15 protein-coding genes and 1 pseudogene are annotated in these 24,701 nt (G+C 67.9%); 12 read left to right on the top strand and 4 right to left on the bottom strand.

Annotated elements, in window-relative coordinates:
• Positions 1 to 9 precede the first annotated feature (9 nt).
• The 4 genes from gspD (at position 10) to pncB (ending at position 5,810) form a co-directional block, all read left to right on the top strand.
• Complete coding sequence (gspD, locus tag VG556_RS15610) at positions 10 to 2,229, top strand: type II secretion system secretin GspD (RefSeq protein WP_100449329.1); 2,220 nt, start codon at positions 10 to 12, stop codon at positions 2,227 to 2,229.
• A gap of 610 nt (positions 2,230 to 2,839) precedes the next feature.
• Positions 2,840 to 3,691 carry a glycosyltransferase family 2 protein gene (locus tag VG556_RS15605; protein ID WP_100449330.1) on the top strand — a complete coding sequence of 284 codons (852 nt, stop codon included), beginning with the start codon at positions 2,840 to 2,842 and terminating at the stop codon, positions 3,689 to 3,691.
• Positions 3,688 to 4,527 (top strand): glycosyltransferase family 2 protein, encoded by an 840-nt coding sequence (locus VG556_RS15600; RefSeq protein WP_032962463.1) that lies wholly within the window; start codon positions 3,688 to 3,690, stop codon positions 4,525 to 4,527. The genes VG556_RS15605 and VG556_RS15600 overlap by 4 nt, the downstream gene beginning before the upstream one ends.
• A gap of 101 nt (positions 4,528 to 4,628) precedes the next feature.
• A complete protein-coding gene (pncB, locus tag VG556_RS15595) occupies positions 4,629 to 5,810 on the top strand; it encodes a nicotinate phosphoribosyltransferase (RefSeq protein ID WP_014645901.1) in 1,182 nt (393 codons plus the stop codon).
• Between the two features lie 16 nt (positions 5,811 to 5,826).
• On the opposite strand, the gene VG556_RS15590 is transcribed toward pncB, so the two are convergent.
• Positions 5,827 to 6,192: a hypothetical protein gene (locus VG556_RS15590; protein ID WP_100449331.1), complete on the bottom strand. Its 366-nt coding sequence runs from the start codon at positions 6,190 to 6,192 to the stop codon at positions 5,827 to 5,829.
• 458 nt (positions 6,193 to 6,650) lie between these two features.
• Here VG556_RS15590 and VG556_RS15585 point away from each other — a divergent pair, with 458 nt between their 5' ends.
• The 8 genes and pseudogenes from VG556_RS15585 (at position 6,651) to VG556_RS15550 (ending at position 20,322) form a co-directional block, all read left to right on the top strand.
• Positions 6,651 to 7,190 (top strand): fimbrial protein, encoded by a 540-nt coding sequence (locus VG556_RS15585; protein ID WP_014645903.1) that lies wholly within the window; start codon positions 6,651 to 6,653, stop codon positions 7,188 to 7,190.
• 85 nt (positions 7,191 to 7,275) lie between these two features.
• A complete protein-coding gene (locus VG556_RS15580) occupies positions 7,276 to 8,004 on the top strand; it encodes a fimbrial biogenesis chaperone (RefSeq protein ID WP_014645904.1) in 729 nt (242 codons plus the stop codon).
• A 92-nt stretch (positions 8,005 to 8,096) separates the two neighbouring features.
• The gene (locus VG556_RS15575) at positions 8,097 to 10,661 is read left to right on the top strand and encodes a fimbria/pilus outer membrane usher protein (RefSeq protein ID WP_053495314.1); all 2,565 of its coding nucleotides are present in this window, start codon (positions 8,097 to 8,099) and stop codon (positions 10,659 to 10,661) included.
• On the top strand, positions 10,652 to 11,689 hold the full coding sequence (locus VG556_RS15570) for a fimbrial protein (protein ID WP_046428755.1): 1,038 nt from the start codon (positions 10,652 to 10,654) through the stop codon (positions 11,687 to 11,689). The genes VG556_RS15575 and VG556_RS15570 overlap by 10 nt, the downstream gene beginning before the upstream one ends.
• Positions 11,690 to 11,955: 266 nt before the next feature.
• Positions 11,956 to 13,139: pseudogene (gene wecB, locus VG556_RS15565) on the top strand (non-hydrolyzing UDP-N-acetylglucosamine 2-epimerase).
• Entirely contained in the window at positions 13,136 to 15,337 is a 2,202-nt protein-coding gene (locus VG556_RS15560) for a hypothetical protein (protein WP_100449332.1), read from the top strand. The pseudogene wecB and the gene VG556_RS15560 overlap by 4 nt, the downstream one beginning before the upstream one ends.
• Before the next feature lie 6 nt (positions 15,338 to 15,343).
• Positions 15,344 to 17,491 (top strand): glycosyl transferase family protein, encoded by a 2,148-nt coding sequence (locus VG556_RS15555; protein WP_053495311.1) that lies wholly within the window; start codon positions 15,344 to 15,346, stop codon positions 17,489 to 17,491.
• Positions 17,488 to 20,322, top strand: a complete 2,835-nt coding sequence (locus VG556_RS15550; protein ID WP_100449333.1) for an NfrA family protein — start codon at positions 17,488 to 17,490, stop codon at positions 20,320 to 20,322. The genes VG556_RS15555 and VG556_RS15550 overlap by 4 nt, the downstream gene beginning before the upstream one ends.
• Here the strand turns inward: VG556_RS15550 and VG556_RS15545 are convergent.
• The 3 genes from VG556_RS15545 to ettA form a co-directional block, all read right to left on the bottom strand.
• Entirely contained in the window at positions 20,316 to 21,320 is a 1,005-nt protein-coding gene (locus VG556_RS15545; RefSeq protein ID WP_230548470.1) for a DUF4434 domain-containing protein, read from the bottom strand. The two genes, VG556_RS15550 and VG556_RS15545, sit on opposite strands and share 7 nt — an antisense overlap.
• Positions 21,321 to 21,459: 139 nt before the next feature.
• A complete protein-coding gene (locus VG556_RS15540) occupies positions 21,460 to 22,776 on the bottom strand; it encodes an NCS2 family permease (protein WP_032962452.1) in 1,317 nt (438 codons plus the stop codon).
• Between the two features lie 92 nt (positions 22,777 to 22,868).
• A complete protein-coding gene (ettA, locus tag VG556_RS15535; RefSeq protein ID WP_005415249.1) occupies positions 22,869 to 24,533 on the bottom strand; it encodes an energy-dependent translational throttle protein EttA in 1,665 nt (554 codons plus the stop codon).
• Positions 24,534 to 24,701 lie beyond the last annotated feature (168 nt).

Genomic DNA, 24,701 nt, shown 5'->3' with positions numbered 1-24,701 from the left:
AGTGAATGCATGAACCTGCGTTTTCTTCCCTGGTCCTTTGCCCTCGCGCTGCTGGTCGGCTGCAGTACGGTGTCCGCGCCGCACGTGCAGCGCAACGGCAATCTGTCGCCAAGCGCCGACGCCGGCCAGGCGGCCGATGTCGCTGCCGATGCCGCCCGTGAAAGCCAGGGGGCACCGCAGGCGGTGATCCGCCGCGGCACCGGCACCATGATCAACCGCGAGGCCGCGCGTGCGCCGGCACCGGCGCTGCACGGTGCCAGTACCGGCGAGGCGACCTTCAACTTCGAAGGCGAATCGCTGCATGCGGTGGTCAAGGCCATCCTTGGTGACATGCTTGGCCAGAACTACGTGATCGCACCAGGCGTGCAGGGCACGGTCACCCTGGCCACGCCCAAGCCGGTATCGCCGGCGCAGGCACTGAACCTGCTGGAGATGGTGCTGGGCTGGAACAACGCGCGGATGGTCTACAGCGGTGGGCGCTACAACATCGTCGCCGCCGACCAGGCGCTGGCCGGCACGGTCGCGCCAAGCACGGCACCCGCGGCCAGCGCGCGCGGCTTCGAAGTCCGCGTGGTCCCGCTGCAGTTCATCTCCGCCACCGAAATGAAGAAGGTGCTGGAGCCGTACGCGCGCCCCAACGCCATCGTCAACGTGGACAGTGGCCGCAACGTGATCACCCTGGGGGGTACCCGCGCGGAACTGGAAAACTACCTGCGCACCGTCGAGATCTTCGACGTCGACTGGTTGTCGGGCATGTCGGTGGGCGTGTTCCCGATCCAGTCGGGCAAGGCCGAGCAGGTCGCGGCCGACCTGGAAAAGGTGTTCGGCGAAGAGAGCAAGACGCCCAGCGCCGGCATGTTCCGTTTCCTGCCGCTGGAGAATGCCAACGCCGTGTTGGTGATCACGCCGCAGGTGCGCTACCTGGACCAGATCCAGCAGTGGCTGGATCGTATCGACACCGCTGGTGGCAGCGCCCGCCTGTTCTCCTACGAGCTGCGCTACATCAAGGCGCGCGACCTGGCCGAGCGCCTCAGCGAGGCCTTCGCCAGCAGTGGCAACCGCGGCGGCTCCAGCCCGGCCTCGCTGGCACCGGGCGCCATTCCGTCGCAGCTAGGCGGCGACGGCGACCGTGGCATGGACAACAGCAGCAGCAACCTGGGTTCGACGCTGGGCGGAACCAGTGGTAGTGGCAGTGGCAGCAGTAATGGCAGCAGCAATGGCAGCCTGAACCTGCCGCAGCGCCAGCCCGGCAACGTCAGTGTCAGCCTGGAAGTGGAGGGCGACCGCGTCGGCGTGTCGGCGGTGGAGGAAACCAACACCCTGCTGGTGCGCTCGACGCCGCAGGCGTGGCGCTCGATCCGCGAGGTGATCGAGAAGCTGGACGTGATGCCGCTGCAGGTACACATCGAGGCACAGGTGGCCGAAGTCGCGCTGACCGGTGACCTGAAGTACGGTGTGAACTGGTTCTTCGACAATGCCGTGGCCGGTCGCGCGCTCACCGGAGCCCTGGCGGGCCTGACCCTGCCGCCGGCTGCAGGTGGCTCGTGGAACACCTTCGCCGGCGGCGTCACCGGCAATGACGGTGTGGGCTGGGCCTTCACCGGCCACAACGCGGCCGCGGTGGTCAGTGCACTGGACAAGGTGACCGACCTGCGCCTGCTGCAGACGCCGTCGGTGTTCGTCCGCAACAACGCCGAGGCCACGCTCAACGTCGGCGACAAGGTGCCGATCAACACCACCACGGTGAACACTGGCGTGGGCACCAGCACCTACAGCTCGGTGCAGTACATCGACACCGGCGTGATCCTCAAGGTGCGCCCGCGCGTGACCCGCGACGGCACCGTGTTCCTGGACATCGTGCAGGAAGTCAGCAGCGCCTCGGACGTGCCGGAGGACTGCAACCCGACCGAGCGCAACTGCAACCCGCGCATCTCGACCAAGAAGCTGTCCACCGAAGCGGCGGTGCAGAGTGGCGACACCATCATGCTGGCCGGCCTGATCACCGATTCGGCCACCGACGGCAGCAGCGGCATCCCGGGGTTGAGCAGGATTCCGGTGGTCGGTGCGTTGTTCGGGCAGAAGACCCGCACCAGCCGTCGTTCGGAAGTGATCGTGCTGCTGACCCCGACCATCGTCCGCAACAGCCAGGAATCGCGCAACCTGACCGACGAGTACAGCAAGCGCTTCCGCGCAATGGAGCCGCTGAACCAGCCGCGCGCGAAGAAGTAAGGGGTGACGGCCGGGCGGCGCCCGACACCCGCCGAGGCCGGAGCAACGGCAACGGCCAAAGCGAAAGCAACAGCGGGTTTACTGAGGGAGGGTGGGTCGGCGTGGGGTGGCAGGACACGCCGTAAACCCGTCCCTGGGGGCTCGATGGCGCCATCCATGGCGCCAACGGTCCTGCCACCCCACGCCGACACACCTCTGACAGATTCCTGCGGCTGTTGGTAGGTGTCGACCTTGGTCGACACGGTAGATCCGCGCCATGCGTGGATGACTGTCTGTCAGATTTCGAAATCAGAAAATGGGGTCAGATCCGTTTTCCTCTGGAAAACGGATCTGACCCCAGGCTTTGCCGACAGATCGCAGAAATCTGTCGAAGGCGGGGTGGGTCCGGTTGCGGGGGCGTGAGCCGCATGGATGCGGCGACCGAGCTTACATGGACGTACTTGCAGCGTCCCCCGCAACCGGGCCCACCCCGCCAACCCACGGATGGCCGGCTTCTGCTTCGGCTGTTGCTGTTGCCGGCCAGCGGCCGGCACTACCGCGGGTGCCGGGTGCAACCCGGCCGATACCCTCCCGGTGCTACGCTGTGGCCACCGACAACCACGGAGGCGGGATGGGGGCGATCGTGTTGTTGCCGCTGTGCGTGGACGATGCCGCGCTCGACCGCTGCCTGGCCGCACTGGATGCCGGCACCGCGCCGGGAACCGCGGTCTGGCTGGCCGACGACGCGCAGACCGGGCCGCGCGCGCAGGCGGTGGTGGACCACTGGTTGGCGCATACGCCACTGCAGGCCGAGTACACCCGCCGTGCGCGGCCGCTGGGCGAGGTGGCGCACCTGGACGAGATGCTGCGCGCCTGCGATGGCATGGACGTGGCGGTGCTGGCACCGGACAGCGTGCCCGCGCCGGGCTGGCTGCAGCAGCTGCAGGACACCTTCGCCCGCGATGCCGCCATCGCGACCGCAACCCCGTGGTGCAATGCCGGCGAAACCGCCGCGTGGCCACGGCTGGGCGAGATCAATCCCGAGCCGCAGGACCCGGTCCTGCTGGCGCACACCTGCGCGACGCTGCCGACGCTTCACCCGGAGCTGCCATCGGCGGTCACCCACGCGGTGCTGGTGCGCGGCAACGCGCGCCGTCGCGCCGGCGGCCTGGACGTGGACAGCTACGCTGGCTGGAACGCGGCACTGGTCGACCTCAGCCTGCGCATGGCAGGCCTTGGCTGGCGCAACGTGCTGTGCGAGACCGCCTTCGTCAGCCGGGCAGGGGAGGCGGTCAGCCGCGATGGCGATCTGGAGGCCCTGGCCGCGCGCTGGCCGGCCTGGGTACCGCGGCTGGCCGATTTCCTGATGCACGACCCGCTGCACGGGCTGCGCGCCGACCTGCAGCAGCGCATGCGGCAGGCGATAATGCCGAAGGAACAGGGCGACCTGTTCGTCCCGTCAGTGCCGGAGCCACCCGTTTGAATGTTGCCATCGCCGCCATCGTCGTCACTTACCAGAGTGGCAGCACCATCGATGCCTGCCTCTCGCGCCTGCGCCAGGCGCAGGATGTGGCCGAGATCCGGGTGATCGACAATGGTTCGCTGGATGGCACCCTGGACATCGTGCAGCGGCATGCCAGCCACGATCCACGCGTGCGCTTCGTCGGCAACCCGGACAATCCCGGCTTCGCCGCCGCCAACAACCAGGGCGTGGCCGACTCGCACAGCCCGTGGCTGGCCTTCATCAACCCGGACCTGATGGTCGAGCCGGACACGCTGGCCGAACTGCGCTCCCGCGCCGAAGCGCTGGGCGACTGCCTGCTGGGCGTTGAACAGGTGGACGAGCATGGCCATGCCGACGAGGCGGTGCGCCGCCGCGACCCGGATTTCCTGAGGATGCTGCGTTCGCCCGGCAAGGGCTCGAAGCTGGCGGTTCCGCGTGAGCCGCACCAGGCACTGCAGCGGGTGCCGGCACTGTCCGGCGCACTGCTGATGATGCCGCGCGCGCTGTTCGACCGTATCGGTGGCTGGGACGCGGGCTATCGCCTGCACGCCGAGGACCTGGACCTGTGCCGGCGCGCGCGCGAAGCCGGCGCGGTGGTAGCGATCGCCAACGACCTGCAGGTTACCCATGTGCGCGGTGTCTCCAGCCGCTCGCGGCCGTTCTTCGTGGAATGGCACAAGCACAGGGGGCTGTGGCGCTACTTCCAGAAGTTCGAGGCCAGGCAGCGTTCGCTGCCGGTGCGCGCGGCGGTATGGGCTGCGATCTGGGTGCATGCGCTGATGCTGGTGCCGCGCCTGCTGCGCAGGTCGTTGTAGAGCCGAGCCCACGCTCGGCTGCATGGATAGGGGCATCCACGCATGGTGTGGCTCCACTCGCCGCGCCCACGGTTCACTCCGCCGGGCGCATAATCCGCCCCATGCCTATCATCCAGTCCCTGCTCGACACCGACCTGTACAAGTTCACCATGATGCAGGCGGTGCTCCACCAGCACCCCGGCGCCCAGGTGCAGTACCGGTTCAAGTGCCGCACCCCCGGCATCGACCTGGCAAGCTACATCGCCCAGATCGATGAGGAAATCGACCACCTGTGCAGCCTGCGTTTCAGCGACGCGGAACTGGACTACATGCGTGGCCTGCGCTTCGTGAAGCCGGACTTCGCCGATTTCCTCGGCCTGTTCCATCTGGACCGCAAGTACATCCAGCTGCGTGCGTCGACGGCCGTGCCCGGCGAGATCGAGCTGGACATCACCGGCCCGTGGCTGCACACGATCCTGTTCGAAGTGCCGCTGCTGGCGATCATCAACGAAGTCTGGTTCCGCAACACCACCACGGCCGACTTCGCCGAAGGCGAGCGCCGCCTGCAGGCCAAGGCCGCGCTGCTGCGCGATACCCCCGGTTTCGAGCACTGCCGCATCGCCGACTACGGCAGCCGCCGCCGCTACTCGCGTGACTGGCATGCCCGCCTGCTGCCGCTGCTGCGCGACGCGCTCGGCCCGCAGCTGGTCGGTACCAGCAACGTCCACTTCGCGCGCCTGTATGGCATGACCCCGCACGGCACCATGGCCCACGAGTACCTGCAGGCGTTCCAGGCGCTCGGCCCGCGCCTGCGTGATTCGCAGGTGGCAGCACTGGAATCGTGGGCGCGCGAGTACCGCGGCGATCTTGGCATCGCGCTGTCCGACGTGGTCGGCCTGGACGCGTTCCTGCGCGACTTCGACATGTATTTCTGCAAGCTGTTCGACGGTGTGCGCCATGACTCCGGCGATCCGTTCGACTGGGGCGACCGCATGCTGGCGCATTTCCAGCAGCGCCGGGTCGATCCGCGCAGCAAGGTGCTGGTGTTCAGCGATGGGCTCGACATCGCCAAGGTGATGCGGCTGTACGACTACTTCCGCGGTCGCTGCCAGGTCGCGTTCGGCGTTGGCACCCACCTGACCAATGACCTCGGCCCGACGCCGCTCAACATCGTCATCAAGATGGTCCGCTGCAACGGCCAGCCGGTGGCCAAGCTCAGCGATTCGCCGGGCAAGAGCATGTGCGACGACCCGGGTTACCTGGCCTACCTGCGCCAGGTGTTCGAATTGCCGCAGCCGGAGTAATACCGGCCTGCAGGGCTTACAGGTAGTCGACGACCACCAGGTAGGCGCCCTGCAGCGGCTGCTGCCTCGAAGCCTGCACGCTGTAGCGCTCGGAGAAGGCGATATCGCCGGCGCGCATCGCGCTGGCCGACACCGACAGCTTCTGGCCCTGGCGCTTGCCGTCACGCAGCGTCGCCGCCTGGCCATCGGCCAGTGCCGTCACGGCCACCGTCGAGCCCTTGGCCGACGGCGGGCAGGCCGCCAGGCTCAGCTCACCCTGGGACAGGTTCGTCGTGCAGCCCGGCTCGGCGATACGGCCGCTGAAACGGATGCTGCCGCTGCTGGCCTGGGCCAGCGCACTGACGGACATCAGGGCCACGCACAGCAGAATGGAGTTCCTCATGACACGTTCTCTGGTTCGGTGTGTCCTAGTTAGCGACAGGATCGATCAACCTTTAATAGGACGATTCCGAATCTGCTAGGGCCATCACCAAGAAAGAGTGATGCGCATCAAAGAAGCCAAATTCCCCCTGAAAAATGCCTGTTTCCGCGCGTGCCGAACGCGTCGCGCAATGCGACATCCCCAGTCGTTTGTAGCGTGACCGGGCCCCGCGTCAAATCCCCCGCACCCCGAGGCTGTGATTCGCCTAACACGTCACATTTAAGGCGTCAATGAATTGGCGTTCAGAAAAATAATGAGACTTTCATCACAGTTGTGCCTATACTTGCGTCACGGATTCAGGGAGAGGTATGTCCGAGTCCGGCCACAGGTGAGACGCAAGGATGGGTCTTGTTAGCCCGGCAGTGCTCCTTGCTTCCTCCTCTACTTCTCATCTCTTCAGTAGGGTTAGGTAAAAGCGAATGCACAAGATGAACCTCATTGCCGCTCTGATGCTGGCCGCCGCTCCGCTGGCCGCCAACGCCGCCGACGGCACCATCACCTTCAATGGCAAGGTGACCGACAAGACCTGCACCATCTCGACCCCGGGCGGCAAGGACTTCGCCGTGACCCTGCCGACCGTGTCCAAGAACACCCTGGCCACCGCCGGTGCCGTTGCGGGCCGTACCCCGTTCGCCATCAACCTGACCAAGTGCAGCGCCGGCAACGTCGCCACCTACTTCGAGCCGGGTTCGACCGTCGACTTCAACAGCGGCCGCCTGGTCAACCAGGCCTCGGCCAACGCTGCCACCAACGTGCAGCTGCAGCTGCTGGGCTCGAACAACCAGTTCCTGCCGATCAAGGCTGCTGGCGCTGGCCTGGCGCAGACCAACTCGCAGTGGGTCACCGTCGGCACCGACGGCTCGGCCGATCTGAACTACTACGCTGAGTACTACGCCACTGCCGCCGCCACCCCGGGCGACGTCACCAGCAGCGTCAAGTACACGATCATCTACAACTGATCGTCGTCGTACCCGCATTGGCCGGCGTACGCGCCGGCCAGTGCTTCGCGGCCCCTGGCCACACCCCTCGAGCGTAGTACTTCCGATGAAAGCAATCTTTCCCCGGGCGCTGCTGCTGGCAGCGTTCACGCTGCCCTTCTGCCAGAACGCTCTGGCCGGCGTGGTGGTCAACGGCACGCGAGTGATCTATCCGGCGCAGGCGCGCGAAGTGACCGTGCAGGTCGACAACGTGGGCGATTCGCCGGCGCTGGTCCAGGCCTGGATCGACAGCGGCGACGCCAACCAGACCGCCGACAACAGCGACGCCCCGTTTGTACTGACGCCGCCGATCGCGCGTGTCGAGCCGGGCCGCAGCCAGGCGCTGCGCGTGATCTTCTCCGGTGCGCAGCTGCCGACCGACCGTGAGTCGGTGTTCTGGCTCAACGTGCTGGATGTGCCGCCGTCGCCCGACAACGCCGACAGCGGCGACCAGAATTACCTGCAGGTCGCGTTCCGTTCGCGCCTGAAACTGTTCTACCGGCCGCAGGGCCTGAAGGGCGTCGCCAACGACGCGCCGGCAGCGTTGCGCTGGACCCGCACGGGCGATCGCCTGCGGGTGGAAAACCCCAGCCCCTTCCACGTCACGCTGGCCGAAGTGCATGCCGTGACCGGCAGCAGCGAGAAGACCGTCGAGGACAAGGGCGCCATGGTCGCGCCGAAGCAGAGCCTGGAGTTCACCGCACCGGCGGGCTCCGACCAGGTGCGCTTCATCACCATCAACGATTACGGCGGTCGGGTGGAGCACACGGTCCGCCTCGGCAGTACCGGGGGCTGAACGCGCCGCGCCGGCCATGGGCCTGCGCATCCCGCCACCGCCGCCGTGCGGCGAATTGAAGGAATGTCAGTGTGATCGGAAACAGATTGACATTGTCGATCCACCAGGCGATCTGCCTGCTGGTTGCTGGCGTGGCCTGCCCAGGATGGGCGCTGGCTGCGCCGGCCAATCTCGGCGAACAGGCGCTGATGGCGCAGAGCGGTGCGGCCAATGCGCGTGCACCCGAGTCGGCCCAGTTCAACTCCAGCTTCCTCTCCGGCCAGGCCAAGCAGGTCGACCTGGCCTCCTTCACCAATGGCAACCCGATGGTGGCTGGCACCTACCGTGTCGACGTCTACGTCAACGGTGGCTGGCAGGGCCGTCGCGATCTGCAGTTCAAGGCCGATGAGCAGGGCCGCGTCGACGCCTGCCTGCCGCTGCCGATGCTGGAAGAAATGGGTGTGGACAGCGAGGCCGTGCTGCTGCAGCAGGACCCGACGCTGCCGACCGACACGAACAGCTGCGTGCCGGTACAGCGGCGCATGGCCAATGCCTATGGCATCTATGACAGCGGCAACCTGCGCTACGATCTCAGCATCCCGCAGGTGTTCCTGCGCCGCGAGGCGCGCGGCTACGTCAATCCGTCGCTGTGGGACCGCGGCATCAACGCTGGCTTCGTCGGCTACAGCTTCAACGCCATCGACAGCGACAGCCGTGTTGAAGGGGGGCAGCGCAATCGCAGCGCCTACCTCGGCCTCAACGCCGGCCTGAACCTGGGAGGCTGGCAGTTCCGCCACGATTCCAACCTGACCTGGTCCGAAGGCAACGGCCGCCACTGGCAGAGCATTGCCACCTATGCGCAGCGCGGCATCCCGCAGGTGCGCGGCATGCTCACCATTGGTGAGGCCTACACCACGGGCGAGCTGTTCGATTCGATCGGCTACCGGGGTGCCAGCCTGGCCAGCGACGACCGCATGCTGCCCGATTCGCTGCGCGGTTACGCGCCGGTCGTGCGCGGTATTGCCGAAACCAACGCGCGCATCGAAGTGCGCCAGAACCAGCAGCTGATCTACTCCTCCACCGTATCGCCGGGCAGCTTCGTCATCGACGACCTGTACCCGACCGGCTACGGCGGCGACCTGGAAGTGAGCGTGATCGAGGCCGACGGCCGCCGCCGCGAATTCAAGGTGCCGTTCGGTTCTGTGCCGCAGATGCTGCGCGAAGGCGTGTCGCGCTACTCGCTGACCGCCGGCCAGGTGCGCAACAAGCTGCTGGCCGATGAGCCGTGGCTGGTGCAGGGTACCTACCAGCGTGGCATCGGCAACCAGTTGACCCTGTACGGCGGCAGCGCGCTGAGCGAAGGCTACCTGTCGCTGCTGTACGGTGTCGGCCTGTCCACGCGCGTCGGTGCCTTCGCTGCCGACGTCACCCATGCACGGACCTCGTTCGACCACTACGGCAGCCATACCGGCGCCAGTGTGCGGCTGAGCTACAGCAACATGATCGGCGAGACCGGGACCAACCTGACCCTGGCCGCCTACCGCTACTCCACTGAAGGCTTCTACAGCCTGCAGGACGCGCTGTATGGCCGTGATTCGGACAAGCGCGGCATCGATCCGACCACCCGTGGCCGTCAGCGCAGCCAGTTCCAGGTAACGCTGAACCAGCCGCTGGGCCGACGTGGCGGTGCGCTGTACGTGACCGGCTCGGTGCGTGACTTCTACGACCGTTCCGGCACCTCCAAGCAGTACCAGGTGGGCTACAACAACGCCTGGCGCTCGGTGAACTACGGCTTCTCGGCGCTGCGCACCGAAGAAGGCGTGCTCGGCCGTTCCGATACCCAGTACCTGCTGTCGATGAGCGTGCCGCTGGGCCGGGGCACCCACCCGGTGTCGTTCAGCGCCGACCTTGGCGCGCGCGACCGCGGTGGCTACGACAACAGCCGCGTCGGCATCACCGGTTCGGCCGGCGTCGACAACAACTTCAGCTACGGCGTGGCCCTGTCCGATTCCCGCGAGGGTGGCACCACTGCGGTCGGCAATGCCGAGTACCGCAGCCGCTACTCGGCGTTGAACGCCACCTACAGCCACTCGCGTGATTTCCGCCAGGCGTCGGTCGGTGCCAACGGCAGCGTGGTCGTGCATCCGGGCGGCTTCACATTCACCCCGCAGCGCGGCGACACCATGGTGCTGGTCGAAGCGCCGGGCGCGCGCGATGCGATCGTCAGCAACGCGCCGGGCCTGCGCGTCGATGGCCGCGGCTACGCCGTGGTGCCGTACGTGTCGCCGTACCGCCTCAACACCGTCACCCTCGATCCGCAGGGCATGGCCCACGACGTCGAACTGGAAAGCACCAGCCAGTCCATCGCGCCGTTCGCCGGTGCCATCAGCTACCTGCGCTTCGACACCCGCAAGGGCAACGCGCTGCTGATCCAGGTGCGCAACGCCGATGGCCGCAGCATGCCGTTCGGTGCGCAGGTCAAGGACGAACAGGGCCAGCCGGTCGGCATGGTCAGCCAGGGCGGCCGCCTGTACGTGCGCAGCGAGAAGAACCAGGGCCAGTTGCAGGTCGAGTGGGGCGCCGGTGCCGACCAGCGCTGCACCATTGATTACCAGGTACCGGCGGGCGCCGATGCGTCCAAGACCGGCTTCATCCCGCTGGAGGCAGCATGCCGATGATTTCTTCCCGTGGCCGCCAGGCGCTGGCCGCGCTGGCCGTACTGGGCGGCGTGCTGCTGGCGCAGCAGGCCAGCGCCGCCTGCCGCATCCAGAACAGCTGGTTCATCGCCCAGGACGTGACCATGGACATGGGCCAGATCGTGATCCTGCCCAGCACCCCGGTCGGCGGTGTGATCAAGGAAATCAGTGAACCGATCACCCAGCAGAACAGCGTTGCCCGCTGCGATTCCTGGACCGGCGGTCGTTCGATCGGTGAGTACGTCAACGCAGCGCAGAAGCGCCCCGTGGCCGGCTTCTCGAACGTCTATGAAACCGATGTGGCAGGCGTCGGCATCCGCCTGTACCGCGATTCGGGTGCGATCCAGACCTACTACCCGCACTCGATCAACTTCGGTGGCGGTTCCGTGGTCAGCCTCATCGGTGGCCAGTTCCGCATCCAGCTGATCAAGACCGCTGCGCAGACCGGTTCGGGCGTGATCGCGCCGAACGGCCGCTTCACCAACTACTACTTCGACGGCGATGGCCCCGGGCGCCCGGTACTGACCTCGACGTTCAAGGGCTCGGGCACCACCGTGGTCAGCCCGACCTGTGAAGTGCAGGCCGGCAGCCGCAACATTGCCGTCGATTTCGGCAGCGTGCCCAACACCACCTTCACTGGTGTCGGCTCCAAGGCCGTTGATCGCGACTTCGAAATCCGCCTGAACTGCCAGGGCAGCAACGTTGCCGCCTACCAGAGCAAGATCGGCATCCGCCTCGATGCCGACCAGGACAGCTCGAACATGCCGGGCGTGCTGAAGCTGAGCGCGGCCAGCAACAGTGCCACCCGCATCGGCATCCAGATGGTCCAGCGCGATGGCAGCACCGAGCGTGAAGTGCGCTTCGGCCAGACCATCAGCGTTGGCACCACCGCGCCGGGTACCAGCGTCATGGCGCTGCCGCTGCGCGCGCGCTACGTGCAGACCCAGGCCGGTACGGTGGGCGCGGGTGTCGCAAACGGCCAGGCCACGTTCACCATCCAGTACGAGTAAGGCCGCCCCGGCGGCTGCCCCTGCTGCGCTCCGCCGCAACGTCGCCCGGCTCACGGGCGGCGTTGACTGCGTCTTGATCCTGCAACGATGAAGATCGATGCCACGACGCGCATACAGACGCCCTAGTGTGATGTATGTCGCGAATTTGGAGTTTCCTCATGAGGTGACCGTCTCCTGCCTGCGGGTGCTGGACGGCAACGCCGAAAGGATCCAGACGTGGCTACTGCTGCTTGCCCCCTTCCGCGCCGGCTTTCGGGAGCGCTCCGGTGAAGGTCCTGTCGGTGTTCGGCACGCGACCGGAAGCCATCAAGATGGGGCCGCTGGTGCGCGCCCTGGCACACGCTGCGGATATCGAATCGGTGGTCTGCATCACCGGGCAGCACCGGGCGATGCTCGACCAGGTGATGGCGCTGTTCGAGATCACCGCCGACCATGACCTCGATGTCATGGTGCCCAACCAGACCCTCAATGGCCTGTGTTCCAGGCTGTTCGAACGGCTTGACGCGCTCTACACGCAGGTCCGCCCCGACTACGTGCTGGTGCATGGCGATACCACCACGGCGATGACCGCGGCCCTGGCCGCGTTCCATCACCGCATCCCGATCGGCCATGTCGAGGCCGGCCTGCGCACCGGCGACATCCACCGGCCGTGGCCGGAGGAGATGAACCGGCGGGTGATCGATGTGGTCGGCCATCAGTTGTATGCACCCACTCCCGGCTCGCGCGCCAACCTGGCCCGTGAGCACCTGGGCGGGCAGATCCTGGTCACCGGCAACACCGTCATCGATGCCCTGCAGCAGACCGTGCAGCGGCTGGATGCCGATCCGGCACTGCGTGCGCAGGCCGACGAACCCTTCCATATGCTCGACCCCGGCCGCCGGCTGCTGCTGGTCACCGGCCATCGCCGCGAGAGTTTCGGCCAGGGCTTCGAGGACATCTGCCGTGCGCTGGCCGAGCTGGCACGGCGGCCGGACCTGCAGGTGCTGTACCCGGTGCACCTCAACCCGAACGTGCAGGGCCCGGTCAATGCCCACCTCGGCAACCTCGACAACGTGCACCTGGTGCCACCGCAGGATTACCTCCGCTTCGTGCGCCTGATGCAGCGCGCCGACGTCATCCTCACCGACTCCGGTGGCGTGCAGGAAGAAGCCCCGGCGCTGGCCAAACCGGTGCTGGTGATGCGCGATGTCACCGAACGGCCGGAGGCGGTCGAAGCCGGTGTGGTCACGCTGGTCGGCACCACGCCCTCGCGCATCGTCGATGCGGTCAACGCGGTGTTGGCACGCCCCCCGCAGCCGGCCCGCTTCGACCCCGATGCCAGCCCGTACGGGGATGGCCGCGCCAGCGCCCGCATCGTCGCCGCCCTGCGCGGTGCGCCCCTTCCCGAATTCTCGCCCGGCGTCCGCAGCAGCGGCGCCGTCCACCCCATCCACGCGAAGTGACGCCATGACCCAGACCGGCCGCTCTTCCCTGTTTGCATCCGCCGCTGCGTTCGTCCTGTCGGGCGTGGTTGGCAGTGCCCATGCCGCCGACAGCGTCGCCGGCCAGTTCACCGAATGGAGCAGCGACAGCACGGTGCACCGGCAGATGACCCTGCGCGAACTCGGTTTCCGCCAGCCACTGGTGCTGAGCGGGCAGGAGAGCCAGCGCGAGGTCTACCTGCCGGTGCCGGCCGGTGTGGCCACCCGCGACGCGCAGCTGCAGCTGGATGGGCGCTATGTGCGCGGCCACGCCGGGCGCACCTCGGGCCTGTGGTCGGTCGATGGCGACCCGATCGCGGCGCGTTCGATCACCGATGCCCAGGGCGATGCCAGCCAGCTGCTGGCCATCGATGGCGAACCCCGCCAGAGCGGCTTCGTACGGGTCGGCGTCGGCTGGTGGTCGATCGTGTCCGATTACCAGTGCGCCGACCAGAGCGCGCCGGCCAATGTGCTGCGGCTGTCGCCGGACTCGCGTTTCAGCTACCGCTTCGACGGCCGCGCCGTGGATACCGTTGCCAAGGCGTGGGGGGCGCTGCCACCGCGGGTGCGCCTGCTGGTGGATGGCAAGGCGCTGCAGGCACCGGCCTACGATGCGGCCTGGCGCATCGGTACCGCGTTGCAGGCCGGGGGCAAAGAGGTGCAGGTGGTGGCCCTGCCCAAGGTCGGTGACAGCGTTGACCTGGCCGGTATCAGCATCCCGGCCAGCCTGCAGGGCGTGCCGGCCTACGCCGCGCTGGCCACGGGTGAGCGCGCGCATGCGATCAGGGATCTGGCCGAAGTCGGCGCGCTGCTGTCATTGCGCGACAGCGGGCCGTTGGCCGCCGATGTGATGATCGGCAGCGATGCACTGCGCGCCGGCGTGCGTGCGGCGCTGGATGCGCTGGCCGTACAGGTCGGCGCGGCGGGGGCCGATGCGGGCACCGCGTTCGCCGCGTGGCGCGGTACCGGCATGGGCGGCCTGGAAAAGCCCGCCGCCAACGCGTCGGTCAGCGTGGTGGCCGTGGCCGGGCGTCCGACGCTGGTGGTCGACCCGGCGGCGGCGGGCAAGGTCGCCGGGCTGCTCGCCGAGCAGTGGCGCAGCTATGCACTGGGCCGCAGCCTGCAGGTCAGCGCAGCGGGCACGCCCAGACTGGATGGTGACCAGGTACTGCTGAGCCGGCTCGGCAACATCGTCGGCACCATGGATGTGGTGACCCGCGCCGACCGCAGCGCCAGCTTCGACCTCGGCGCACTGTCGGCCGATGGCCGCCTGCCCGAGCAGGTGGTGATCGATGTCTCGGCGGCCCCCAACGCGGCCGGGCAGGGCGCGGTCGCCACGATCTACCTCAACGATTACCTGCTGGGTGGCAAGGTGCTGTCGGCCAACGGCCAGCCGCAGCGGCTGGTGGCCAGGGTGCCGGCCTACGCGCTGTCGGCACGCAACGAGATCCGCGTCAGCTTCCTGCGCCAGCCGGCACGCCCCTATTGCCACGATCCGGCCACCGCGTATCCGGTCTCGATCCTGCCCAGCAGCCACCTGACCCTGGCCAAACGTTCGCTGGGCAGTGACTTCGTCGGTGCCAGCAGCCAGCTGTCACGCGGCAACCAGATGTTCGTGCCCGCTACGTGGCTGCAGGACGCGCCGGCATCGCTGCGCAAGGTGATCGCGGTGGCCAGTGCAGTGGGGGCCTCGCCAGAGGCATCGGAACTGAAGGTGGTCGAAGCCGGTGCCGTGGTCAGCCCGGGCGCGCCGTGGCTGGCGTTCGGCGTGGCGCCATCCGGTGTCGATGTGGCCGGCCTGAAGGATGGCCACCTGCTGATCGGCGGCAAGCCGCAACCGCTGTTGGATGTGAGCGGGCTGGATCGTGCCGCGGTGGTGCAGGTGGGGTCGTCCGGTGGCCAGCTGGGCGTTGTTTACAGCGACCTCGGTGCGCAGTCACCGCCGTTCGGCGCCCCATTCCGTTTGCTGCGGGGCGATCTCGCCGTGCTCGACGGCAGTGATGCCGTGCGCGAATTCGACCGCCAGGATCCCTACGGCACGCGTATCGCGCAGGACGGCAACCCGCAATCGAAGTGGGAACGGCACATGGTCTGGCTGCTGCTGCTGGTCGGCGTGATCGTGTTCGCGCTGCTGGCCGCCCGCGTCACCCAGGTGCGTCGCCGCAAGTCCGCCAACACAGGGCACTGATCCACCGTGGACGGTCTGTTCTGGAACATCCAGCTGGCCAACTACTACGCCGCCCTGGAAACCACGGCGGCGGCGGTGGCCGTGCTGATCCTGATCTCCAGCCTCGATGACCTGTTCATCGATGTCTGGTACTGGGTACGCGAGAGCTGGCGCGCGCTCACGATCAAGCGCCGCGATGCCTACCGGCCGCTGACCCAGGACGACCTGCTGCAGCGCCCGCAGCAGCCGCTGGCGATCATGGTGCCGGCGTGGATGGAGTACGACGTCATCGCGCAGATGGTGGAGAACATGATCAACGTGCTCGATTACCGCGAGTACGTCGTGTTCGTCGGCACCTATCCCAACGACCAGCAGACCATCGATGAGGTCGAGCGCATGCGTCGCCGCTACAAGCGCCTGCGCCGCGTGGAAGTGCCGCACGACGGGCCGACCAGCAAGGCCGACTGCCTGAACTGGCTGATCCTGGCGATCTTCGACTACGAGAAGCGCCACGACATCGAGTTCGCCGGGGTGATCCTGCACGATAGCGAGGACGTGCTGCATCCGATGGAACTGCGCTTCTACAACTACCTGCTGCCGCGCAAGGACATGATCCAGCTGCCGGTCACCTCGCTGGACCGCGAGTGGTATGAGCTGGTTGCCGGTGTCTACATGGACGAATTCGCCGAATGGCACGCCAAGGATCTGGTCGTGCGTGAAAGTGTTTCCGGCATGGTGCCATCGGCGGGCGTCGGTACCTGCTTCTCGCGGCGCGCGCTGCTGGCGCTGAGCGCGCAGACCGACAACCAGCCCTTCAACACCGACAGCCTCACCGAGGACTATGACGTCGGTGCGCGGCTGGCGGCGATGGGCATGCAGTCGATCTTCGCCCGCTTCCCGGTGCAGTTCCGCGTGCGTCGCCCGTCCTGGTTCGGCTGGGGGCCGGTGCGCGAGCGCACCCAGCAGATGGCGCTGTGCGTGCGCGAGTACTTCCCCGACAACTTCCGTGCCTCGTACCGGCAGAAGGCGCGCTGGGTGCTGGGCATCGGCCTGCAGAGCTGGGAGTCGCTGGGCTGGCGCGGCTCGCTGGCCACCAAGTACCTGCTGGCGCGCGACCGCAAGGGCATCATCACCTCGTTCGTCAGCATCATTGCCTACCTCATCTTCCTGCAGCTGCTGCTGTTCTGGCTGCTGAAGATGTCCGGGGTGTGGACGATGCAGTTCCCCAGCGTGTTCCAGGCCGGTACCTGGCAGATGAACGTCGCGCTGCTGACCACCGCCGCGCTGGCCACCCGCGTCGTGCAGCGCTTCTACTTCGTCAACCGGCTGTACGGCTGGGAGCATGCCTTGATGTCGATCCCGCGGATGGTGGTCGGCAACATGATCAATTTCATGGCCACCGCGCGTGCGTGGAAGGTGTTCCTGGCTTACCTGCTGTTCGGCAAGCGCATGGTCTGGGACAAGACCATGCACGACTTCCCGGATGCGGCGCAGCTGGTGCAGACGCGCAAGCAGCTCGGCGAGCTGTTGACCACCTGGCAGGCGGTGGAGCCGGAGCGCCTGCAGCAGGCGCTGGACCAGCAGCATGCCGGCCGGCAGCAGCCACTGGGCCGCATCCTGCTCACCCAGGGGTGGCTGGATGATGAAACGCTGGCCGAGGCGATCGCCTTCCAGGGCGACCTGCCTCGTGCGGTGATTGACGTGGACTACCTGCGCGCCTGCCACTTCCCGGTCAGTGCCGATGCCTGCGTGCAATGGCGCATGTTGCCGCTGCCACCGCGCCAGCAGGGCACCCTGCGGCTGGCCGTGGCCAGCCCATTGCCCGAAGAAGCGTTGGCACTGCTGAAGCAGGAAACCCGCAGCGAGCACATCGAACAGAGCATTGCCCGCGAAAGCGAAATCAACGCAGGCCTGCGCCTGATCGGCGGCGACCGGCACTGGCAGCTGGACAACGTGCCCCTGCTGGGCGACCTGCTGGTGGAGATGCGCCTGATCGACCACGCGCGCTTCGAGATCGCATTGGACGCGTACAAGCCGCAGCGCGACGGCCGCATCGGCGATTACCTGGTCAAGCAGGGCATCACCACCGAAGACGCCGTGGCCCAGGCCATGCAGGAACAGCGCCGGCGTGCGGCCGCGCTGCAGTCGCCGCCTCCCGGAGCCTTGCCGGCATGAAGACCACGCTGCTGTCCTCCGTCATTGCCGTGGCACTGGCCACGGCGGCCGCGCCGGTGCTGGCCCAGGCCGATGCAGCACTGCCGTTGTCCGGTGCGGCCTACCGCGTCGCCGAGCAGGCGTTTGCCGCCTATGAGCGCGGTGACTACCCGGCGGCTTACCGGCAGTCCACCGAAGCGATCCGGCTGCGCCCGGACGTGGTGCGGCTGCGCCTGTTGCAGATCTACGCGCTGCAGAAACTGGGCCGGCCGGCGGAGGCCCAGCAGCAGGCACGTCGTGCACTGGATGCGGGGTTGAAGGATCCGGCGTTGCCGGCGCTGGCCGCTGCCACCGCTGCGCGCAGCACGCCTCCGGATGCCAAGAGCGGGCGCGCACCCTCCCCACCGCGCGTGGCTGGCAGCGGCGCAGACCGCGCCAGGCAGCAGGCCTACGCGCTGGCCACCGAGGCCTACGCCGCTTATGACGCCGGGCGGATGGGAGAGGCAGCCAGCAAGGCCGAGCAGGCCTTCCGGCAGCAGCCAACGCAGGGCGCCTGGGCGATGCTGTGGGTGGCCGCGCTGGAGGCACAGCAGCAGCCCGAACAGGCCGACGCCGCCATTGCCACCGCGCTGCAGCTGGGCGCGCCGAATGTCGAGGCATTGCGCGCACAGCGCGTGGCGCTGGATCGACAGCGCGCGCTGCTGCAGGCCCAGCAGGCGTACCGGTCGCTGTCCACGCAGGATGATGCGGCGGCCGTTGCGCAGGCACGTGCCGCTGTCGAGCTGGCACCGGAGGTGGCGACGTACCGGTTGCTGCTGATTACCGCGCAGCTGCAGCAGGGGCAGCTGGCCGACGCCGAGCGCAGTGCCGACCAGGCGTTGCAGGCCGACGGCCAGGATCTCAATGCGCGGGTGATGCGCGGCTACCTGCGCCAGCGCCAGGGCAACAGCCTGCTCGCCAACGAGGACTTCGACGCCGCGCTCGCCATGCCGGGCTCAACGACGCAGCAGCGCAACGTGCGCCTGCTGGCGGTGGATGCGGCCCTGGCCGCTGGGGATCGCGCACGTGCGGCTGCACTGCTGGCGCCGCTGCGCGCGGCATTGCCAGCAGATGCCAGCGATGCACGCGCGCAGCAGCTGCTGCAGCAGGGCATCGAGCAGCGCGCCAAGGCGGTCCGTTCCAGTCGCGAGCGTCCGCGCATGAGCGCGCAGACCTATCCGGCGCCGTTCCAGCACTGCCAGTCTGGCGACAGCGGCAACCGTTGCGAGTTGATGCCGGCCGACCTGCAGGGCGACGGTGGCGCCGCGCAGCGTGCCTACGCGGCCTACGCGCGGCAGGACTACGCCGAGGCCATCGGCGAGGCGCGGCAGGCCGTGCAGCTCGCACCGGAGGACGCGAGCCTGCAGGGGCTGCTGACCACCACGCTGGCGGCAGGCAACCGCAGCCAGCAGGACGAAGCACGGCAGCGTCTGGATGCGGCGCTGGCACAGCGCCCTGACGATGCGGAGGCGCTGATGCAGCGCGGCTACCTCAACCAGAAGGCGCACGAGCCGGCGCGCGCACTGGCCGACTTCCGTGCCGCCGAGGCGACCGGCAGGGCACCAAAGGGCGTGGTGCTTGACCAGGCCTACGCCAGCGCGGCCAACGGCGATCACCCGCAGGCGGTGACCCTGCTGCGGACGGCCATTGATCGTGCCGATGCCGGCGAGCTGCCACTGGATGCGCACCAGCGCTACAACGTGCGCAATGCCATCGCCAACTATTCGCGCGAGTGGGGCGTGATCGCCTCGGCCGGCTTCCGTGGCGCGCGCCAGGCGGCGACCAATGTCGGCGGCGCGGCGATCAGTACGCCGGGTGATTCGGTGTTCAGCACGCTTGAAGCGTTCTGGCGCCCGCCGGCTTTCAATGACCAGCACGGCGCGCTGGAGCTTTACGCGCGGCTGCTCAACACCCTGTACGACCAGGGTGGCACCTACGAGTCGCTCCGCGCCGTGGACCCGTGCACCGGCGAATCGACGCCCGATGCACGCGCACGCGCCGAACGGCTCAGCCGCTCGCGTTCCACCACCGGCTGGCCGTCCACCATCGCCTCGTTCGGCCTGCGCTACGCCTTCGGCCAGACCGGCCTGAGCGCCGGCATCGAGCGTCGCCAGTTCCTCGGCAGCGCCACCCGCACGGGCGATGTCTACCCCGCTTCGGCGGCCGTGCAATGCAGCCTGCAGCTGGCCCGCAACCCGCCACTGGAAGCCAGCACACTGGCCCGCTACCGCCTGGCCAGCGGTTCCGGTGGCTGGATGTCCTACCTGACCTACGGCTATTACCACGGCACCGACCTGCGCACCGACGTGAATCAGTGGTGGATGGTCAGTGGCTACGCGCAGGGCGGTTACACGTGGGATGACAACAGCGCGCATTTCACCCTCGACGCACTCGATGCCAATGGCACGCCGGTGCGCCGGGTGGGCGATGCCAACGGGCGCCTGCATCGCGAACAGTGGTTCGCTGCCGGTGAACTGCGTGCCGGCCGCAGCTTCCGCTTTGGTGCCGGGCAGACCCACTGGGTGGTCACGCCGTATGTGGTGGTGGGGGCGGACTGGCTGGACCAGCGCTCGCGCGTGCGCGACATCCGCTACCCGCTGTTCCCGGCGCAGTCGTTCGCACTCAACGATACGCAGCGCAGCTGGTCACTCGGCGCAGGGCCGGGCGTGGGCGTGCGCTACTGGTTCCGCGAAGACCACTACAACACGCCGCGTTCCTACCTGGACCTGACCGTGCAGTACCGCTTCGCGATCGGCGGCGGTGATACGCAGCGCGCCAAGGGCCTGTTCGCCACCGCCATCCTCTCCTACTGAGGCAGGCCCCAACGTCGTCGCAGCGCCGCGGCCTGCGGCGTGTCCTGGGTCAGCCACGGCTCCAGTGCATAGACCAGCACGTGCTGCGCACCGCTGTCGTGCGCCCACGCCAGCTGCCGCTGGATGCGCGCGGCATCTGCGGTTTCGCCCTTGAACGCGCTGCCGTCGGCGGGGCTGCCGGGCAGTTCGCGGAACAGTTCGACGATCGCATCGAACCCGATGCCCTGTGCCCGGAAATGGCCGAGCAGCGGTTGCAGCTGCTGCACGTTGCCGGCGCCGGCCACCCCCACGCCGTCCTGCACCATCGGCCGCAGCGCGGCCCGTGCCAGCACCGCCTGCCACAGCGCGACCAGGTCGCCGTCGGTCTGCAGGCGGCTGAAGTAGCAGGAGATCGCACAGTCACCGCCGCGCGCGCTGGCGGCCTGCGCCAGCCCGTGCAGCCACTGCGCCAGCCATTGCTGGCGGGCCGGATCGGCCCAGTGGAACTGCTCCAGTTCGTAGGGCAGGTACCAGCCGCCGAAGGCGGGCTGCTGCGCCCACGGCGCCTGTGCCAACCAGCTGCGCGCGTGCGCCAGGCTGTCGGCCAGGAACGCCTGCAGCGTGGCGTCGTCGGCGCCGATGGCCTGCCACCAGCGTTGCTGGAAGGGCAGGCCAACGCGGATGCGGATGTCGTTCTCGCTGGCGGCGGTGAACAGCTGCTGCAGGTTGCTGTCCGGCAGCGACCAGTCGCCATCGCTGCCACCGACGATGCCGGTCCACTGCAGCACCAGCTGCCGGCAGCCCAGCGCGTGGGCAAGCTTCAACGAACGTTGCCAGTCGGCCGGGCCCCACTGCAGATGGCTGCGCCAGGGCTGCAGGAAGGTGCCATCCACCTGCACCGGCAGCGAACAGCCGGGCAGGGTGGCGAGCGTAGCGGCCAACGGCGCCAGCACTGCCGCGCGCAGCAACCGGCGGCGCAACGGCGAAGACGGATCCGTGGGAAGGTCGGGCCGAACCATGCCCGCATCATCCCAGAGCACCGTGGGTGGGAGGTGAACCCCGCGCCGGGTGGTGCCGGCCGCTGGCCGGCATCGTGCCCCGGGTGGCAGGTGAATCACCATCCGGTAGTGCCGGCCGCTGGCCGGCATCGCGCCCCGATTATTCCAACGCGTAGCGCAGCGCGAACAGCACCGCCACCAGCCACACCGCCGGATGCACTTCGCGCCAGCGGCCGGTGCCGGCCTTCAGCGCCGCATACGCGATGAAGCCAAACGCCAGGCCATTAGCGATGGAGTAGGTGAACGGCATCGCCAGGGCACACAGTGCGGCCGGCACCGATTCGGTCAGGTCGCTCCAGTCCACGTCCACCAGTTCGCGCAGCATCAGGCCGGCCACGAACAGCAGCGCCGGTGCGGTGGCATAGCCGGGCACCATCGCCGCCAGCGGCGAGAACAGCAGTGCGGCCAGGAACAGTGCCGACACCACCAGTGCAGTCAGGCCGGTGCGGCCGCCCACCTGCACGCCCGAGGCGCTTTCAGCGAACGCGGTAGTGCTGCTGGTGCCCAGCAGCGAACCGGCCACGATCGCCGTGCTGTCGGCCAGCAGCGCGCGGCCGAAACGCTTCTGCGCGCCCGGCAGTTTCAGCAGTCCGGCGCGACCGACCACGCCATACAGGGTGCCGGTGGCATCGAACACTTCCACCAGCACGAACACCAGCACCACCTGCAGCAACACGGCGATCGGCGCGCCACCGTTGTGGTGCAGCAGGCCCGGCAGGTCCAGCTGCAGGAAGGTCGGCGCCAGGCTCGGCGGCAGCGAGACCAGGCCCTGGTACTGCACGTCGCCCAATGCCCAGCCCGCGCCGGTCACCGCCAGGATCCCGATCAGGATCGCGCCACGGATACGGCGCGCTTCCAGCACCGCGATCAGCAGGAAGCCGGCCAGTGCCAGCAGCGGCGGCGCCGTATTCAACGGGCCCAGCGCCACCAGCGTGTCTTCATTGCCGACGATCACGCCGGACTTCTGCAGCGCGATGATCGCCAGGAACAGGCCGATGCCGGCCACGATCGCCGAGCGCAGCGACGAAGGAATGCCCGACACCAGCCACGCCCGCACACCGGTCAGCGACAGCACCAGGAACACCAGGCCGGAGATGAATACCGCGCCCAGTGCCTGCTGCCACGGCAGGCCGGCGGCACCGACCACGGTGAAGGCGAAGAACGCGTTCAGGCCCATGCCCGGTGCCATGCCGACCGGGAAGTTGGCCGCCAGCGCCATCACCGCCGAACCCAGCGCAGCGGCCAGGCAGGTGGCCACGAACACCGCACCCGCATCCATGCCGGTGGTGCCGAGGATTTCCGGGTTGACGAAGACGATGTAGGACATCGTCAGGAAGGTGGTGACACCGGCCAGCAGCTCGGTGCGCACGGTGGTGCCGTGCTGCTGCAGCTGGAACAGGCGTTCGAACAGGGACATGGGGCGTCTCGCAACAATAAGGTGTCACGACCAACGGTCGTGACCTACCCGAATGCAGAACGGCCGCGCAGAGCGCGGCCGTTCTTCCTTTCTTACTTCAGCGCCTTGAAGCGCAGGCGCTTCGGCGCGGCATCGTCGCCCATGCGACGCTTCTTGTCTTCCTCGTACTCGCGGTAGTTGCCCTGGAAGAACTCCACGTGCGAGTCGCCTTCGAAAGCGATGATGTGCGTGGCGATGCGGTCCAGGAACCAGCGGTCGTGCGAGATCACGAAGGTGTTGCCCGGGAACTCCAGCAGCGCGTCTTCCAGCGCACGCAGCGTTTCGATGTCCAGGTCGTTGGACGGTTCGTCGAGCAGCAGCACGTTGCCGCCCTGCAGCAGGGTCTTGGCCATGTGCAGGCGGCCACGCTCACCACCGGACAGCGAGCCGACCATCTTCTGCTGGTCCTGGCCCTTGAAGTTGAAGCGGCCGATGTAGGCGCGCGACTGGATCTCGATGCCGTTGATGTTGAGGATGTCCAGGCCACCGGCGATTTCCTGGAAGACGTTGTGGTTGCCTTCCAGCTTGTCGCGGCTCTGGTCCACGTAGGACAGCTGCACGGTCGGGCCGATCACGATCTCGCCCGAATCCGGCTTCTCCTGGCCGGTGATCATCTTGAACAGCGTCGACTTGCCGGCGCCGTTCGGGCCGATGATGCCGACGATCGCGCCCGGCGGAATCAGCATCGACAGGTTGTCGATCAGCAGGCGGTCGCCGAACTTCTTGGAGACGTTCTTGAACTCCATCACCATGTTGCCCAGGCGCTCGCCCGGCGGGATGAAGATTTCGTTGGTCTCGTTGCGCTTCTGGTAATCCTGCGACTGCAGCTCTTCCAGGCGGGCCAGACGGGCCTTGCCCTTGGAGCGGCCGCCCTTGGCGTTCTGGCGCGACCACTCCAGTTCCTTCTGGATCGCCTTCTGGCGGGCCTTTTCCTGGTTCTCTTCCTGCTTCAGGCGCTCATCCTTCTGCACCAGCCATTCGGTGTAGTTGCCCTTCCACGGAATGCCGCGGCCGCGGTCCAGTTCCAGGATCCACTCGGCGGCGTTGTCCAGGAAGTAGCGATCGTGGGTGACCGCCACCACGGTGCCGGTATAGCGCGCCAGGAACTGTTCCAGCCATTCCACCGACTCGGCGTCGAGGTGGTTGGTCGGTTCGTCGAGCAGCAGCATGTCCGGCTTCTGCAGCAGCAGGCGGCACAGTGCGACGCGGCGCTTTTCACCGCCGGACAGGTTGGCGATCTTGGCATCCCACGGCGGCAGGCGCAGCGCATCGGCAGCCACGTCCAGCTGGTTTTCCAGGGTGTGCGCGTCGCCGGCGGCCAGGATCGCCTCGAGGCGCTCCTGTTCCTTGGCCAGCGCGTCGAAGTCGGCGCCTTCCTCGGCGTAGGCGGCGTACACCGCCTCCAGCGCGGCCTGGGCCTGCAGCACTTCGCCCACGCCTTCCTCGACCGACTCGCGCACGGTCTTGTTCGGGTCCAGTTCCGGTTCCTGCGCCAGGTAACCGACCTTGATGCCGGGCTGCGGGCGGGCTTCACCCTCGAAATCGGTGTCCACGCCGGCCATGATCTTCAGCACGGTGGACTTGCCGGCGCCGTTCAGGCCCAGCAGGCCGATCTTCGCGCCCGGGAAGAAGGACAGGGAAATGTCCTTGATGATCTGCCGCTTGGGCGGGACCACCTTGGACACGCGGTTCATGGTGTAGATGTATTGCGAGGACATGCGGTCTCCGTAGGCGCGGCCCTGCGCCCGACCCGTCACGGGAACATCCCGTTGCGGCAGCGGGCACAGACTGGAATGGAATACCGCCAATTATAGCCGGAACCGGTTCCGGCCCGCGCCCGGCCGGAGCCGCTCAGGCTGGCCGTGGCCTGAATACTCCGTCACAGT

The organism is Stenotrophomonas sp. CASM106 (genome assembly GCF_049384825.1).
Classification (GTDB): Bacteria; Pseudomonadota; Gammaproteobacteria; order Xanthomonadales; family Xanthomonadaceae; genus Stenotrophomonas; species Stenotrophomonas muris.
Note: the sequence above shows the minus strand (reverse complement) of the source record. Positions and strands in the feature narration are given on the sequence as shown.